Origin of the sequence: Pseudomonas hygromyciniae (assembly GCF_016925675.1) — a bacterium.
Taxonomy (GTDB): domain Bacteria; phylum Pseudomonadota; class Gammaproteobacteria; order Pseudomonadales; family Pseudomonadaceae; genus Aquipseudomonas; species Aquipseudomonas hygromyciniae.
In genome coordinates this window covers 2,078,567-2,094,170 of sequence record NZ_CP070506.1, presented here as the reverse complement: position 1 = coordinate 2,094,170, position 15,604 = coordinate 2,078,567, and the positions used below count along the sequence as shown (strand labels likewise).

Sequence of the window (15,604 nt, the reverse complement as noted above, 5' to 3'; positions counted from 1 at the left end):
CAGGATGCCAAGGCGTTTAAAGGACTATCTAATCATTTTGAGTACCGGACTGTGCTTGAGTACAGCCGTGCCAGCCACTCAAACCGCTCCAGAACGCTACTCTCTGCTCAGTCGTGCCGGTATTGTTCAGTTGGACGTTCAACTGGACCCTGCCCAGCGCCAATGGCTACAAAACAAGCGCGAACTGGTGCTAGGCACCTCGATACCCGACTACCAGCCTTTCGACATCACCGCCAGCGGTCATGACTACGAAGGTATTACTGCCGACTACGCGGGCATCCTCGCCAAAACCCTGGCAGTGCCCATCACGGTGATGCGCTACCCGTCGCGGGAAGCGGCCATCCAGGCACTGGAAGACGGGAAAATCGATTTGCTCGGTAGCGCCAACGGCTTTGAAGCGAACAACGCCGACATTGTCCTGTCAACACCCTACGCGGTCGACCAGCCGGTGCTGGTCACCCGTGACGCAGAAACCCGCCCGCTCAACCAGGGGCTGGCGGGCATGCGCCTGAGCCTTGTCTACCACTACCTGCCGCTGAAGGAAGTCGAAGCGCTGTACCCCAATGCGATCATCCAGGTCTATCCGTCTTATTTGAATGCGCTGAACGCCGTGGCTTTCGACCAGGCCGACGTATTTCTCGGCGATACCATTTCCACCCACTACATGATTAACAAGGGCTACCTGAAGAACATCCGCATGGCCAATTTCGGCAAGCACGAAGCGTACGGCTTCAGCTTTGCCATACATCGCGACCAGCAAACCCTGCTGGGCATCGTCGATTCGGTCCTCGCCAGCGTCGAGACCCACGAGCGCGAAAGCATCGCCAAACGCTGGAGCGCGGGCAGCGATATCCTGCTGACCGACCACAAGCTGCAGTTGAGCCAGCGTGAAGAACGCTGGCTCAAGGACCACCCGGTGGTGAAAGTGGTCATCAACGAAACCTTCGCGCCACTGACATTCGTCGATTCAGACGGCCAGTTGCGGGGCATGACCGCCGACCTGCTGGAACTGATCCGGCTACGCACGGGCTTGCGCCTGGAGCTCCAGTACACCCGCAACGTCAACCAGATGATCGAGCAGGTCGAGAACGGCAGCGCCGACATCATTGCCGCCATCAGTCCGACCCGCGAACGTGAAACCAGGCTCAATTTCAGCCGTCCCTACCTGCAGAACTCCTACGTCCTACTTACGCGCAGGGAACTTGGAGCCCCCTCCAGCCTTGAGCAACTGGCAGGAAAAAAACTGGCAATCACCGACGGCAGCCCCTTGGTGGATTATCTGCGCCGGGAGTTTCCACAGATCACCCTGGTGCAGGCCGCCGATACTTTCAAGGCCTCGGAAATGCTCGCCCAGGGACAAGTGGATGGGGCCGTCAACTCTTTGGTGGTCGCCAACTACTTCCTTTCCTCCCAGTTCTTTCACGACCGATTGCAGATCAGTTCAAGTATCGGCACGCAACTGGCCTCTTTTTCCCTGGCAACGTCACGCAGCGCCACCGAACTGGCGTCCATTCTTGACAAGGCCCTGCTCAGCATCGCGCCGGATGAACTGGGGGTTATCAACAACCGCTGGCGTGGCTACACGGCCGCATCCGACAGTTATTGGCGCAACTATCACCGCCTGATTATCCAGATCATCAGCGCCGCCGCGCTGCTGTTGCTCACTTCATTGGCCTGGAACGGCTACATGCGCAGGCAGATAAAGCACCGGCAGATGGCAGAGCGGGCCTTAAGCGACCAATACGAATTCATGCGAGCCCTGGTCAATGAGACACCTCACCCCATCTACGTGCGGGATCGCAACGGTTTGCTGCAGACGTGCAATGACAGTTACTTGCAGGTCTTCGGCGTCAGGCGCGAGGAGGTCATTGGCAAGAGTGTCATGCAAATCAACTTGGCGGACGCGGCCCAGGCCAGCCAGTACCATGCCGACTATCTGCGCGTGGTGGCCGAGGGCACGCCACTGATCCTTGATCGCTCTCTGCAGATTCACGGGCAACACCTGACGATCTATCACTGGATCCTGCCTTACCGGGATTCGGTCGGTATGGTGCAGGGCATCATCGGCGGCTGGATCGACATCAGCGAGCGTCGCCAATTGTTCGACGACCTGCGCGCTGCCAAGGACCGCGCAGATGAGGCCAATCGCGCGAAAAGCACGTTCCTGGCGACCATGAGCCATGAGATCCGCACCCCCATGAACGCGGTGATCGGCATGCTGGAGCTGACCCTGAAGCGGGCCGACCAGGGGCACCTGGATCGTCCGGCGATCGAGGTGGCCTACAATTCGGCCAAGGACTTGCTGGAGTTGATTGGCGATATCCTCGACATCGCGCGCATCGAATCGGGCCGCCTGAGCCTGGCGCCGGAGCGCGTCAACCTGCGGGAGCTGACCGAGTCGGTCGTGCGGGTATTCGACGGCCTGGCACGCCAGAAAAACCTCAACCTGCTGCTGGAGTTCAACCCCGGCGTCGAAGAACGTGACGTGCAGATCGACCCCCTGCGCTTCAAACAGGTCCTGTCCAATCTGGTGAGCAACGCCATCAAGTTCACCGAGCAGGGTGAGGTGAAGATCAAGGTGGATATCCAGGCCACCGGAGAGCCACAACAGATCCAGATGAAACTGGTGGTCGAGGACACCGGTATCGGTATCAGTCGGGATGATCAGCAACGCCTGTTCGAACCTTTTTCCCAGGCCGACAATTCCGGGCACCTGGCCAGGAGCGGCGCCGGTCTTGGCCTGGTGATCTGTCGCAGCCTATGCGAAATGATGGGCGGAGAGCTTGCCTTGAGCAGCGTCCCCAGTGTCGGCACCCAGGTGTTTGTCTCGCTGCAGCTGACCAGCCTGCCTCCTGCCTACCCTCTGATCGAACTCAAGCCTGCGGCCCAGGATGCCGCAGCCGTGCTGAATGTGCTGGTGGTGGACGACCATCCGGCCAATCGCCTGCTCATGTGTCAGCAACTGGGCTTCCTCGGGCATCGCTTCACCGCAGTCCAACATGGCGCGGCGGGCTTCCAGGCCTGGCGCCAGGAACACTTCGACCTGATCATTGCCGACTGCAATATGCCGGTAATGAACGGTTATGAACTGGCCCGTTCAATTCGCGAACATGAGCAACGGGAGAACATGACGCCCTGTATCATTCTGGGCTTCACCGCCAATGCCCAGCCGGAGGAAAAGCAACGCTGCCGGGACGCGGGCATGAATGACTGCCTGTTCAAGCCCATCAGCCTCACGACACTGGAGCACCAGTTGGCCGAAATCACCCCACACTCGCCAACGCGGATCTTTGACCTCGACGGCCTGAACGCCCTCACTGGCGGCGATCCACTGCTCAGCCAACGTCTGTTGGAAGAACTGTTGAGCAGCAGCCGGCGTGATCGCGAGGAACTCATGGCATTGCCCCTACAAGGTGCACGCCAGGACCTGATCGACCAGGCCCACAAGATCAAGGGCGCCGCCAGGATCGCCCAAGCCCGCACACTGGCCGAGCAATGCGAGGTGCTGGAACAGGCTGGCGAGGATGCCGACCTGGCGCAAGTCGAGACCTGGATCATGGCCATCGAAAAAGCCATGTTCGACCTTGAACACGCGCTGCAGGAGCAGTTGGAAATCCTCGCTCCATTGTAGAAGCCGGCTTGCCGGCGATGGTCGCTAACGAAGACGGGGGGCCTGACACTCCCTGTGTTCTTCCGGGCGCCATCGCAGGCAAGCCAGCTCCCACAGGGTATGGAGCTTACTCAGCAGGCCGTCAACCGCAGAAAAATGGCGGCCAGCCGCTCAATCCCCACCTGATCCTCAGCACTGAAACGCGCCAATTTCGGACTATCCAGATCCAGCACCCCGATCAACTTCCCATCCTTGATCAATGGCACCACCAACTCACTGTTCGAAGCACTGTCGCAGGCAATGTGGCCGGCAAACGCATGCACATCTTCCACCCGCTGGGTTTGCCGTGAAGCCGCCGCGGCACCACATACACCCCGGCCAAACGGAATCCGCACGCAGGCGATCTGCCCCTGGAAAGGCCCGAGTACCAGCTCTTCATCCCGGTTGAGATAAAAGCCAGCCCAGTTCAAGTCATCGAGCTGGTGGTACAGGAACGCGGAAAACTGCGCCGCGTTGGCGATAAAGTCGCGCTCATCGGCCAGCAGCGATTCCAGCTGTGCACAGAGCATGGCGTACCCATCGAGACCGCTGCCCGCCTGTTGTAAATCGATCATGGCTGACGCTCCAGCAATTTGAGACCCACCCAGTAGCGGGCGAATTGGTAGGCACACCGGCCATTGCGATTGCCACGGCCCGTCGCCCAGCGCACCGCAAGGATGTCGAGTGCTTCGTCGCGCTGCCACTGCAAGCCTGCCTTGTTCGCCAGCTCGCCGATCCAGTGCTCCACCACGTCCAGGAAGTGCTCCTGAGTGAACGGGTAGAACGACAACCACAAGCCAAAACGGTCGGACAAGGCGATCTTGTCTTCCACCGCCTCACTGGGGTGCAGCTCACCATCCACGCGTTTCCAGTTGTCGTTGTCGCTCTGGTTTTCCGGCACCAGGTGACGACGGTTGGAGGTGGCGTACAGTAATACGTTTTCCGGGGCTTGCTCCAGCGAACCGTCGAGCACGCTCTTGAGCACACGATAGTCGCCTTCGCCGGCCTCGAACGACAGGTCGTCGCAGAACAGGATAAAACGCTGTGGCAACTTGAGCAGTTGTTCGACCACTCGCGGCAGGTCTGCCAGGTGGTCACGCTCGATTTCGATCAGGCGCAAGCCGGCCTTGGCATGCTGGGCCAGCAAGGCGCGGACCATTGAGGACTTGCCAGTGCCACGCGAGCCCCAGAGCAGCGCATGGTTGGCAGGCAGGCCATCGAGGAACTGCTGGGTATTGCGCGCTAATTGCTCGCGTTGCTTATCGACGCCGATCAAGTCGGACAAACGCATATCCAGGCTGACTTCCAACGGCAGCAGAAAACCGCTGCGCCCCTCGCGCTGCCAGCGAGCCGCCAGGCAGTGGTTCCAGTCAATCACCGCACGAGGCGCTGGCAACAGGGGTTCCAGACGAGCAAGCACCGCATCGGCCCGCTCAAGAAAGGCATTCAATCGCGAATCCATGACTATTCCTGTGGCAAGTTCTTGTAAAAGATGGCGTATTGGCAACCCTGACGCAGTTGCCAGACGGCTGCACCTGAAAAACGATTCATGCCGGGCAAGGCTGGCGCCGAGGATGTTCAGCTATGCTTGCCGGGCGAAGGGAAACGTAAAGTGGCTCAGCACCCAATGGATATCAAGTTCGCCCACCGCTTGTCTTATAAACAAGCCAGACTGACTGTGCTGGTCGGTTTCGTGTTGGGAACCTTGCTCAGCCTGATCCAAATCGGCATTGATTATGCCAGCGAAGACGCGTCCATCAACCGTGAAATACACGCGCTACTTGAAATCAGTCACAACCCGGCCTCACGCATCGCCTACAACATCGACGCCGAACTGGCCCAGGAACTGACCCTGGGCCTGCTGCACTCCCCCGCCATTACCCGGGCGCAACTGGTCGACAACAATGGCCTGGTGCTGGCTGACGTTGACAGGCCGCGCAAGGAGAGCAGCTACCGCCCCATCAGCGACTTCCTGTTCGGCGCCAACCGCCAGTTTGAAGACCGCCTGTACCTCACCCATATGCCCGACGAATCCCTCGGTGTGTTACGCCTTGACGTCGACACCTACGCGTTCGGCAGCCGCTTCCTGCGCCGTGCCGAGATCACCCTGCTCAATGGCTTTGCCCGCAGCCTGATCCTGACCGGTATCCTCCTGGGCCTGTTCTACGTGATGCTGACCCAGCCCTTGGTGCGCATCATCCACGAACTGAGCACCCGCAGCCCTGGTACTGCGCCCCAGACTCGCCTGGATTGCCCGCCCGGGCACGAACACGATGAGATCGGCGTGCTGGTCAACGTCGCCAACCAACAGTTCGAGAATATGGAGACCGAAATCCAACAACGACGCCACGCCGAGGACCGCCTGACCGAGTATCTTGGCCAGTTGGAAGACATTGTTTCAGCGCGTACCACCGAGCTTAAGGCGATCAACCAGCGGCTGAGCCAATCCAACGAAGAACTGGAGGCGTCGAAAATGACCGCCCTGGGCATGGCCCAGGCGCGTGCGGCCTTCCTTGCCAACATGAGCCATGAAATCCGCACCCCGCTCAATGGCCTGCTGGGCATGATCGCGCTGTCCCTGGACAGCGCGCTGAATGCCGAGCAGCGCCAACAATTGTCGATTGCCCATGACTCCGGCAAAGTCCTGGTTGAGCTGCTCAACGATATTCTCGACCTGTCCAAGTTCGATGCAGGGCAACTGGAGTTGGAGAGCATCCCCTTCGACCTCGGCTCCCAGGTGGAAGACACCGCTAACCTGCTGTCGCAAAACGCCGCGCCAAGTGTGGAGTTGACCTGCCTGATCGACCCACAGTTTCCCGCCCAGGTCGTGGGTGACCCGACCCGGGTCCGGCAGATTGTCAGTAACCTGCTGTCCAATGCCTTGAAGTTCACCCGCTTCGGCCGCGTCGATGTACGCCTCAGTGCCCAACCCGATGGCGTGCGGATCGAAGTGTGTGACACCGGTATCGGCATTGCCCAAGAGGCCCAGGCACGGATCTTCAAACCCTTCACCCAGGCGGGCGCTGGCATTACCCGCCAGTTCGGCGGGACTGGCCTGGGCTTGGCGCTGACCTACAATCTTTGCGAGGCCATGCGAGGCCGGCTGACCATCAGCTCAGAAACCGGCTTCGGCAGCCAGTTCTGTGCCGAACTGCCACTCCCCGCCCACACACCGGCTGCGCGGCCCGGCACGTTGAGCGGCGAAGTTGCAGTCATTACTGGGGTCAGCAGCGGCTTGGCAGAACTGCTGCACACCCTGCTGCCGCATTGGGGGCTGACGCCGCGCAGCTATACGATCGACGATGATTTGAGCAGCCTTGCACCGGACATCCTGATCACCGACTGCCCCGAATGCCTGTTCCGCCTGCGCCCGAGCGTCAGGGCACCGATCCTGCTGGTCACCGCCTACGGCAACTTCATGCCCAGCGAGGAAGTGGCCGCGCTGGCGCCCCTGCAACAGCAGGCACGCCCGCTGAGCCGCGCCGCGTTGTATCAGGTTTTGCAGCGCACCCTGCGCGCCGACAGCGAAATCGTCCTCGACCTGGCCCAATTGGAAGCCAGCCCGCTCGCCCACCGGGCGCGCATCCTGTTGGTGGAAGACAATCCGGTCAATCAACTGGTGGCCAAAGGCATGCTCAGTAAGCTTGGCTGCGAGGTGGTGGTCGCCGCCCATGGCGGCGAGGCGTTGAAACAGTTGGAAGAACAACGTTTCGATATGGTGCTGATGGACTGCAACATGCCGGTCATGGATGGCTACGAGGCAAGCCGGCAGATTCGCCGCAGCGGGCGCTGGCCAGAGCTGCCGATTGTCGCACTGACCGCCAATGCCCTGGCCGAGGAACGCGAACGGTGCAGGGCCGCCGGGATGAACGACTACCTGGCCAAGCCCTTTCGCCGCGAAGAACTCAACGCCCTGCTCGACCTCTGGGTGCCGACTACGACAACGCTCTGACTTGCCGCAGCAACTGGTCCAGGCCCTGGCGCAGAGCATCGGCCTGGCTCAGGTCCACGCCGCTGTCGCACAACAGGCGCGCCTTCAGCGGCTGGACGCGGTCCCGCAGCGCCTGGCCTGCGTCGGCAAGGCTGAGGTGCACTTCACGCTCATCGACCGCGCTCCGGCGACGCTTGATCAGCGCCAGTTGTTCCAGGCGCTTGAGCAGCGGCGTCAAAGTGCCGGAGTCGAGCAACAAGCGCTCCCCCAGCGCCTTGACCGTCGGCTGGTGCGGCGCGCAGGCGTGCCATTCCCACAGGACTAACATGACCAGGTATTGCGGGTATGTCAGGCCCAACTGGTCGAGCATCGGTTTATAGGCCCGTGTCACCGCCCTGGAGGCCGCGTAAAGCTTGAAGCAAAGCTGGTCATCCAGAGCCAGGGATACGGCAGGCAAGTCGTTCATTTGAGCAACGCTTCAATCTCTTGGGTCAGCTCTTGGGGCTTGGTGGTCGGGGCAAAACGCTTGACCACCTGGCCATCTCGGCCGATCAGGAACTTGGTGAAGTTCCACTTGATGCCCTTGGAGCCCAGCAGACCTGGCGCACGCTGCTTCAACTGCACAAACAGCGGATGGGCCTCGCCGCCATTGACATCGACCTTCTTGAACAGCGGGAAGCTGACCCCGAAGTTCAGCTCGCAAAACTCAGAAATGGCACCCTCGTTACCCGGTTCCTGCTTGCCGAACTGATTGCACGGAAAGCCCAACACGACCAGGCCCTGGTCCTTGTACTGCTGCCAGAGCTGCTCAAGGCCTTTGTACTGCGGGGTAAACCCGCATTTGCTGGCGGTGTTGACCACCAGGATCGTCTTGCCGGCGAAGTCCGCCAGGGTCTTTTGCTCGCCCTTGATGGTGGTGCAGGGAATGGTCAGCAGATTGTCGCTCATGGGGACGCCTCGCAGGCAAAGAAGAAAGATGAAACATAGCGAGCAATTAAATTGCATGCAATTTAATTGACCAGACTGATAACCCACCATCACCTTGTGGCTAGGGGGCTTGTCCCCCTTGCCACAACAAGCCCCCTAGCCACGCAAGCACCTCTTCATAACAGCCCTATGACTACAGGGATTTCAGCGCGGAACCAGGTCCAGGCACACCGAGTTGATGCAGTAACGCAAACCAGTAGGCGGCGGTCCATCAGGGAATACATGACCCAAGTGTGCATCGCACTTGGCACAGGTCACTTCGGTGCGAATCATCCCGTGGCTGACGTCGCGAATCTCGATCATCGCGCTGTCGGCAATCGGCTCATAAAAACTGGGCCATCCACAACCGGCATCGAACTTGGTCTTGGAATCGAACAGCGGTTCATTGCAGCAAATACAGTGATACACACCATCGGTCGTGGTGGCGTTGTACTTACCGGAAAACGGCCGTTCGGTACCCTTGAGGCGACACACTTGATACTGCGCCGGATCAAGCATTTCCCGCCATTCATCCAGGGTCTTATCCAACTTTTCCATCAATACACCTCGACTACTGAAAAAGCCTGATCTGTGTCTTTTCCACGGATCAGGCGGCACGTATGATTGCGCCTCTTCAAAGCGCCAGTCTGGCACCCGCGTTATCGGCATTCAAACGTATTTAAGGGTCAGGCCACACGCAGGATTCCCAGCACGGTAGTCTTCACATCGTCTGGATCGTTCATTTTCGGGATCACATCGCCATGCAGGTCAGCAAATCGAACAAGCTCGCCAACGTCTGCTACGACATTCGCGGCCCAGTGCTCAAGCACGCCAAACGCCTGGAAGAGGAAGGTCATCGCATCCTCAAGCTGAACATTGGCAACCCAGCACCCTTTGGTTTCGAAGCGCCGGATGAAATTCTCCAGGACGTGATCCGCAACCTGCCCACCGCCCAAGGCTATAGCGACTCCAAAGGTCTGTTCAGCGCACGCAAGGCGGTGATGCAGTACTACCAGCAAAAGCAGGTGGAAGGGGTTGGTATCGAAGATATCTACCTGGGCAATGGTGTCTCCGAGTTGATCGTGATGGCCATGCAGGCCTTGCTCAACAATGGCGACGAAGTACTGGTACCGGCGCCTGACTACCCGCTGTGGACCGCCGCCGTGACCCTGGCCGGCGGCCATCCGGTGCATTACCTGTGCGACGAGCAAGCCAACTGGTGGCCGGACCTGGCCGATATCAAAGCCAAGATCACCCCCAACACCAAGGCGCTGGTCATCATCAACCCCAACAACCCGACCGGCGCGGTGTACTCCAAGGAAGTGCTGCTGGGCATGCTGGAACTGGCGCGCCAGCACAACCTGGTGGTGTTCTCCGACGAAATCTACGACAAGATCCTCTATGACGACGCTGTGCACATCTGCACGGCCTCCCTCGCACCGGACCTGTTGTGCCTGACCTTCAACGGCCTGTCCAAATCCTACCGGGTGGCGGGCTTCCGTTCCGGCTGGGTCGCCATCTCGGGCCCCAAGCACAATGCCCAGAGCTATATCGAAGGCATCGATATGCTGGCCAATATGCGCCTGTGCGCCAACGTGCCGAGCCAACACGCGATCCAGACGGCATTGGGCGGTTACCAGAGCATCAACGACCTGGTGCTGCCTGCCGGCCGCCTGCTGGAGCAGCGCAACCGTACCTGGGAACTGCTCAACGACATTCCCGGCGTCAGTTGCGTCAAACCCATGGGCGCGCTGTACGCATTCCCACGGATCGACCCGAAGATCTGCCCGATCCACAACGATGAGAAGTTCGTGCTCGACCTGCTGCTGTCGGAAAAGCTCCTGGTGGTCCAGGGCACGGCGTTCAACTGGCCGTGGCCTGATCACTTCCGCGTGGTGACCCTGCCGCGCGTGGATGACCTGGACATGGCCATCGGGCGCATCGGCAACTTCCTGAAGTCCTATCGCCAGTAACCGTGCTTTCGCTGTACGACCCGCTACAGGTCGTACAGCGAGTATCTGGCAACACATCTTTGCCCGCATCGGGCAGAAACACCTTCTACCCTGCCCCGATTCCCTTCTACTCTGTACGTCCCAACAATCACGGGGCTCCAAGGCTGCCGAACGGGAATTTCCAGCGACATCCAGAGTCAGAAATTCCCTTCACGGCTCTACATTCAAGCTGTAGGACACAGTTTGAAATAGTCGCCCGGTTGAATAGCCCAGTGCCGCACCTTATATACCCCGCAGTACGCGACATATTAAGCATGAGGAGAATTCTACAACCATGATGCGCATCCTGCTGTTCTTGGCCACTAACCTGGCGGTCGTGCTGATTGCCAGCATCACCCTGAGCCTTTTCGGCTTCAACGGGTTCATGGCGGCCAACGGGGTTGATCTGAACCTCAATCAGCTGCTGGTTTTCTGTGCCGTCTTTGGTTTTGCCGGCTCGATCTTCTCGCTGTTCATCTCCAAGTGGATGGCGAAGATGAGCACCAGCACCCAGATCATCACCCAGCCGCGCACCCGGCATGAGCAATGGCTGCTGCAGACCGTCGAGCAACTGTCCCGCGAAGCCGGGATCAAGATGCCGGAAGTCGGGATCTTCCCGGCCTACGAGGCCAACGCCTTCGCCACCGGCTGGAACAAGAACGATGCTCTTGTTGCCGTCAGCCAGGGCTTGCTGGAGCGCTTCTCGCCCGACGAAGTGAAGGCTGTATTGGCCCACGAGATCGGCCACGTCGCCAACGGCGACATGGTGACCCTGGCTTTGGTCCAGGGCGTGGTGAACACCTTCGTGATGTTCTTTGCGCGGATCATCGGCAACTTTGTCGACAAGGTGATCTTCAAGAACGAAGGCGGCCAGGGTATCGCCTACTACGTGGCGACCATCTTTGCCGAACTGGTACTGGGCTTCCTCGCCAGCTCCATCGTGATGTGGTTCTCGCGCAAACGCGAATTCCGCGCGGACGAAGCCGGCGCCCAACTGGCCGGTACTGCCGCCATGATCGGCGCCCTGCAACGCCTGCGCTCCGAACAGGGCCTGCCAGTGCATATGCCTGACACCCTGAATGCCTTCGGCATCAATGGCGGCGTCAAGCAAGGCCTGGCGCGCATGTTCATGAGCCACCCACCGCTGGAAGAGCGGATTGACGCGCTGCGTCGTCGCGGCTGACAGCCAGCAAGTAAAAAAGGGGCGATCCAATCGCCCCTTTTTTGTGGCCGCAGATTTTACCGCCCCGCCAACTGGTAGACCCGCTCCTCCAGCCGCGTGACGCCAGCCTGGGCGAACTTCGGGCTCTCGGCCAGGATATCCCGTTGCTCCAGGGTGCTCAGCCGCCAGTGCGCTCCCAGTAGCCTATGGACTTCAGCGTCGCTGACCGCAAATGGCGGGCCTGCTTTCTGGACCTGCTGATAATCCAGACTGATCAGCAGACCACTTTCCACCTGTGGCGCAATCGCCTGCAAATGCGCCGTGTAGCGCTCGCGCATCAACGGCGGCAAGGCAATCAGCGCCGCACGGTCATAGAGGGCCGTGCAGCCCGCTACATCCTCACGACTCAATTCAAAAAAATCGCCGCACCACAATTCGATAGCGCCCGCCTGATAAACCTTGAAGCTTCCCCGCTGGCTGACTTGCGCAACCAGGCAATGCTCCTGGAAGAACTCTTGGACTGCCTTTTCCGAGAGCTCCACACCCAGCACCCCATACCCCTGCTGCACCAGCCACATCAGGTCCAGGCTTTTGCCACACAGCGGCACCAGTACCCGTGCCTGATTGGCCAACCCGAGGCCCGGCCAGTGCCGCTGCAGGTAGGGGTTGACCTCGGGCAGGTGAAAGCCGATCTGATTGCTTGCCCAGCGGTCATGCCAAAAGGTGGAGTCCATGAGTAGTCCTGAAAATTCGATCAAATAGCGCTAAAACTTATATTAGATTTAGATCAATGATCTGATTGAAGATGGTCCCATCTTAACCTTGAGGACCCCGCCCATGCTCCCCAGCCTGTTTATTTCCCACGGCTCGCCCATGCTTGCCCTGCAACCTGGCGCCAGCGGGCCGGCCCTGGAGCGACTGGCTGATGCCCTGCCACGGCCCAAGGCTATCGTGGTGGTGTCCGCGCACTGGGAAAGCCATGAACTACTGGTCAGTGGCAACCCTGCCCCAGCGACCTGGCACGACTTCGGTGGCTTCCCTCCCGAACTGTTTGCGGTGCAGTATCCAGCGCCCGGCGACCCTGCACTCGCACGACAGATCGTCGAACTGCTCACCGCCAATGGCCTACAGGCCCGCCTCGACAACCAGCGTCCTTTTGACCATGGCACTTGGGTGCCGCTGTCGTTGATGTATCCGGCGGCCGATATCCCCGTGGTGCAGGTGTCCTTGCCCAGCCATATGGGGCCCGCGCTGCAAACCCGGATCGGGCAGGCTCTCGCGAGCTTACGCACAGAAGGCGTTCTACTGATCGGTTCCGGCAGCATTACCCATAACCTCGGTGAGCTGGACTGGCGCGCCGGCCCGGAAAGCATTGAGCCCTGGGCGCGGGAATTTCGCGACTGGGTGGTCGACAAACTGTCCACACAGGATGAGGCCGCGTTGCACGACTACCGCCAGCAAGCGCCTTATGCGGTACGCAGCCATCCCAGCGATGAGCACTTGCTGCCGTTGTACTTCGCACGCGGCGCGGGTGGGCAGTTCAGTGTGGCGCACCAGGGGTTCACCCTGGGCGCCTTGGGGATGGATATCTATCGATTTGACTAACAACGCAGGCTTGTCCCCCTTCCCCATCATAGGTATCTACACAACTTTGCCGCAACGCCTAGATCCAGGCAGATAGCGCAGTTGTGGCGAGCGGGCTTGCCCCGCGCTGGGCTGCGAAGCAGCCCCAAAACCAGCCGCTGCGGTGTATCTGGTACAACGCATTCGGCTTATTGGGGCTGCTTCGCAGCCCAGCGCGGGGCAAGCCCGCTCGCCACAGGGGAGTTCGTCAGTTTCTGAAAGTTGTGTAGATACTTATGCCTTCCCCATAGCAGCCAGGGCCAGGTGAAATCCGAGGAATAAAAAATCCCCGAACCAGTCGGGGATTTTTTATGTTCGATCAATCAGCCTGCAGGCCGATCAATCTTCGCGATAGCGACGCAGCTTGAGCTGCTTGCCGGCAACGCGGGTGTCCTTCAGCTTGGCCAGCAACTTCTCCAGGCCATCTTCCGGCAGCTCCACCAGGGAGAAGCTGTCACGCACCTGGATGCGACCGATCGCTTCACGTGCCAGGCCACCCTCGTTGAGGATAGCGCCCAGCAGGTTCTTGGCGGCGATGCCATCACGCGCGCCCAGCGCGGTACGGCAGCGAGCACGGCCTTCAGCCAATGGAACCGGAGCGCGACGCTCACGATCACCACGGTCCGGACGGTCACCCGTACGCTCTGGACGATCACCGCGCGGTGCGTTGTTCGGCACCAGTGGGCGTTCTTTCTCGATCGCCGCCAGGGTCAGAGCCTGACCGTTGGTAGCCTTGCGCAGCAGGGCTGCAGCCAGGGCACGCGGGGTGCAACCGATATCGGCGGTCAGGCGGTCCAGCAGGTCGCCGTGGGTCGATTCAGCGTCAGCCACCAGTGGCGACAGGCTGTTGGTCAGTTTCTTGATGCGCGCATCGAGAACGGCCTGGGCATCCGGCAGGCGGACTTCGGCAACTTTCTGACCGGTTACACGCTCGATCACTTGCAGCATGCGGCGCTCACGCGGAGTCACCAGCAGCAGTGCACGACCTTCGCGACCGGCACGGCCAGTACGGCCGATACGGTGAACGTAGGACTCTGGGTCGTACGGCATGTCAACGTTGAACACGTGGGTGATACGCGGAACGTCGAGACCACGAGCAGCTACGTCGGTCGCCACAACGATGTCCAGGCGGCCATCCTTGAGGGAGTCGATCACGCGCTCACGTTGGTTCTGGGCAATGTCGCCGTTCAGCGCAGCGGCTTTATAGCCTTTGGCTTCCAGGGCACTGGCCAGGTCCAGGGTCGCTTGCTTGGTGCGCACGAACATGATCAGGGCGTCAAAGTCTTCGACTTCCAGCAGGCTCAATACAGCCGAGGTCTTCTGGTCAGCGTGAACCAACAGGTGAGCCTGTTCGATCGCGGTAACGGTCTGGGTCTTGGTCTGGATCTTCACGTGTTGCGGATCGCGCAGATGGCGTTCGGCAATAGCACGGATCGACTGTGGCAAGGTGGCCGAGAACAGTACGGTCTGACGGGTCGGTGGCAGCGCCTTGAAGATGACTTCCAGGTCATCCATAAAGCCCAGCTTCAACATTTCGTCAGCTTCGTCGAGAACCAGGTGGTTCACGGTCGACAGCACTTTTTCGTCGCGACGCAGGTGGTCGCACAGACGGCCCGGGGTGGCGACAACGATCTGTGCGCCGTTACGGATTGCTTTCAGTTGTGGGCCCATAGGCGCGCCGCCGTAAACGGCCACAACGGTAACGCCCGGCATTTGCTTGGCGTAGGTTTCGAAAGCGGTTGCTACTTGCAGCGCCAACTCACGGGTTGGCGCCAGGATCAGGGCTTGCGGCTCGCGCTTGGCAGGATCGATGCAATGCAGGATAGGCAGGGCGAACGCGGCGGTTTTACCGGTACCGGTTTGCGCCTGGCCAATCATGTCTTGGCCGGCCATGATGATCGGGATCGATTGCTGCTGAATAGCCGAAGGTTCTTCGTAGCCGGTCGCGATGACGGCAGCAAGAATGTTCGGGTTAAGATTAAAAGCGGCGAAGCCGCCGGTTTCCTGGGTCATGGGTCTGCCTCTAAGTGCATCCGCAAAGACCCATGCTCCAAAGCTGCGCATGCCGTGTTGAGACTCAAGAGTCGCCCTGGCTGCTTTGTCGGCGGGGATTTGCGAAAACGAATGAATGAAAAAGATTCGTCAAGGGAGAGTCCGCTGTGCGGACGTGCAGCCGAAGCTGACTTCGGGGAATTGCGCTACCTAAACGCGGCCCGGTTAAAGGCCGGCGCGCACTATACCGGAAATCCCTGAAAAAGGGAGCTTTTTTTATCGCAAAAGCC

The 15,604-nt window shown here is 59.9% G+C and carries 12 protein-coding genes; 5 read left to right on the top strand and 7 right to left on the bottom strand.

Translation table 11 applies throughout. The features are described from left to right. The first annotated feature begins 4 nt into the window (after positions 1-4). Positions 5-3,631, top strand: a complete 3,627-nt coding sequence (locus tag JTY93_RS09355) for a transporter substrate-binding domain-containing protein (RefSeq protein ID WP_205476832.1) — start codon at positions 5-7, stop codon at positions 3,629-3,631. 110 nt (positions 3,632-3,741) lie between these two features. Here the strand turns inward: JTY93_RS09355 and msrC are convergent, their stop codons facing one another. Both msrC and JTY93_RS09345 read right to left on the bottom strand, forming a co-directional pair. Then, entirely contained in the window at positions 3,742-4,224 is a 483-nt protein-coding gene (msrC, locus tag JTY93_RS09350) for a free L-methionine (R)-S-oxide reductase MsrC (protein ID WP_205476831.1), read from the bottom strand. Beyond that, entirely contained in the window at positions 4,221-5,111 is an 891-nt protein-coding gene (locus JTY93_RS09345) for an ATP-binding protein (protein WP_029298058.1), read from the bottom strand. The genes msrC and JTY93_RS09345 overlap by 4 nt, the downstream gene beginning before the upstream one ends. A 165-nt stretch (positions 5,112-5,276) precedes the next feature. Between JTY93_RS09345 and JTY93_RS09340 the strand changes: the two genes are divergently transcribed. Next, complete coding sequence (locus JTY93_RS09340; RefSeq protein WP_205476865.1) at positions 5,277-7,601, top strand: hybrid sensor histidine kinase/response regulator; 2,325 nt, start codon at positions 5,277-5,279, stop codon at positions 7,599-7,601. On the opposite strand, the gene JTY93_RS09335 is transcribed toward JTY93_RS09340, so the two are convergent. From JTY93_RS09335 to msrB, 3 genes are all read right to left on the bottom strand, one after another. After that, positions 7,585-8,046 (bottom strand): MarR family winged helix-turn-helix transcriptional regulator, encoded by a 462-nt coding sequence (locus JTY93_RS09335; protein WP_205476830.1) that lies wholly within the window; start codon positions 8,044-8,046, stop codon positions 7,585-7,587. The genes JTY93_RS09340 and JTY93_RS09335 overlap by 17 nt on opposite strands. After that, positions 8,043-8,528 carry a glutathione peroxidase gene (locus JTY93_RS09330; RefSeq protein ID WP_205476829.1) on the bottom strand — a complete coding sequence of 162 codons (486 nt, stop codon included), beginning with the start codon at positions 8,526-8,528 and terminating at the stop codon, positions 8,043-8,045. The genes JTY93_RS09335 and JTY93_RS09330 overlap by 4 nt, the downstream gene beginning before the upstream one ends. Before the next feature lie 183 nt (positions 8,529-8,711). Next, on the bottom strand, positions 8,712-9,104 hold the full coding sequence (msrB, locus tag JTY93_RS09325) for a peptide-methionine (R)-S-oxide reductase MsrB (protein ID WP_029298046.1): 393 nt from the start codon (positions 9,102-9,104) through the stop codon (positions 8,712-8,714). A 203-nt stretch (positions 9,105-9,307) separates the two neighbouring features. Here msrB and JTY93_RS09320 point away from each other — a divergent pair, with 203 nt between their 5' ends. Together JTY93_RS09320 and htpX are read left to right on the top strand one after the other, a co-directional pair. Further along, positions 9,308-10,519 carry a pyridoxal phosphate-dependent aminotransferase gene (locus tag JTY93_RS09320; RefSeq protein WP_205476828.1) on the top strand — a complete coding sequence of 404 codons (1,212 nt, stop codon included), beginning with the start codon at positions 9,308-9,310 and terminating at the stop codon, positions 10,517-10,519. A 313-nt stretch (positions 10,520-10,832) separates the two neighbouring features. Further along, positions 10,833-11,720, top strand: coding sequence for a protease HtpX (gene htpX, locus JTY93_RS09315; protein ID WP_029298042.1), 888 nt, complete (start codon positions 10,833-10,835; stop codon positions 11,718-11,720). Between the two features lie 56 nt (positions 11,721-11,776). Here htpX and JTY93_RS09310 read toward each other — a convergent pair whose 3' ends face one another. Beyond that, the gene (locus tag JTY93_RS09310) at positions 11,777-12,433 is read right to left on the bottom strand and encodes a thiopurine S-methyltransferase (protein WP_205476827.1); all 657 of its coding nucleotides are present in this window, start codon (positions 12,431-12,433) and stop codon (positions 11,777-11,779) included. Positions 12,434-12,536: 103 nt separating this feature from the next. Here JTY93_RS09310 and JTY93_RS09305 point away from each other — a divergent pair, with 103 nt between their 5' ends. Then, positions 12,537-13,304, top strand: a complete 768-nt coding sequence (locus JTY93_RS09305) for a DODA-type extradiol aromatic ring-opening family dioxygenase (RefSeq protein WP_205476826.1) — start codon at positions 12,537-12,539, stop codon at positions 13,302-13,304. Positions 13,305-13,661: 357 nt separating this feature from the next. Here the strand turns inward: JTY93_RS09305 and JTY93_RS09300 are convergent, their stop codons facing one another. Then, positions 13,662-15,335, bottom strand: a complete 1,674-nt coding sequence (locus JTY93_RS09300) for a DEAD/DEAH box helicase (protein ID WP_017136163.1) — start codon at positions 15,333-15,335, stop codon at positions 13,662-13,664. Positions 15,336-15,604: the final 269 nt, after the last annotated feature.

Excerpts from the sequence above, each read along its gene's own strand:
- JTY93_RS09355 (WP_205476832.1), top strand. The coding sequence starts at position 5 with ATGCCAAGGCGTTTAAAGGACTATCTAATCATTTTGAGTACCGGACTG.
- msrC (WP_205476831.1), bottom strand. The coding sequence starts at position 4,224 with ATGATCGATTTACAACAGGCGGGCAGCGGTCTCGATGGGTACGCCATG.
- JTY93_RS09345 (WP_029298058.1), bottom strand. The coding sequence starts at position 5,111 with ATGGATTCGCGATTGAATGCCTTTCTTGAGCGGGCCGATGCGGTGCTT.
- JTY93_RS09340 (WP_205476865.1), top strand. The coding sequence starts at position 5,277 with ATGGATATCAAGTTCGCCCACCGCTTGTCTTATAAACAAGCCAGACTG.
- JTY93_RS09335 (WP_205476830.1), bottom strand. The coding sequence starts at position 8,046 with ATGAACGACTTGCCTGCCGTATCCCTGGCTCTGGATGACCAGCTTTGC.
- JTY93_RS09330 (WP_205476829.1), bottom strand. The coding sequence starts at position 8,528 with ATGAGCGACAATCTGCTGACCATTCCCTGCACCACCATCAAGGGCGAG.
- msrB (WP_029298046.1), bottom strand. The coding sequence starts at position 9,104 with ATGGAAAAGTTGGATAAGACCCTGGATGAATGGCGGGAAATGCTTGAT.
- JTY93_RS09320 (WP_205476828.1), top strand. The coding sequence starts at position 9,308 with ATGCAGGTCAGCAAATCGAACAAGCTCGCCAACGTCTGCTACGACATT.
- htpX (WP_029298042.1), top strand. The coding sequence starts at position 10,833 with ATGATGCGCATCCTGCTGTTCTTGGCCACTAACCTGGCGGTCGTGCTG.
- JTY93_RS09310 (WP_205476827.1), bottom strand. The coding sequence starts at position 12,433 with ATGGACTCCACCTTTTGGCATGACCGCTGGGCAAGCAATCAGATCGGC.
- JTY93_RS09305 (WP_205476826.1), top strand. The coding sequence starts at position 12,537 with ATGCTCCCCAGCCTGTTTATTTCCCACGGCTCGCCCATGCTTGCCCTG.
- JTY93_RS09300 (WP_017136163.1), bottom strand. The coding sequence starts at position 15,335 with ATGACCCAGGAAACCGGCGGCTTCGCCGCTTTTAATCTTAACCCGAAC.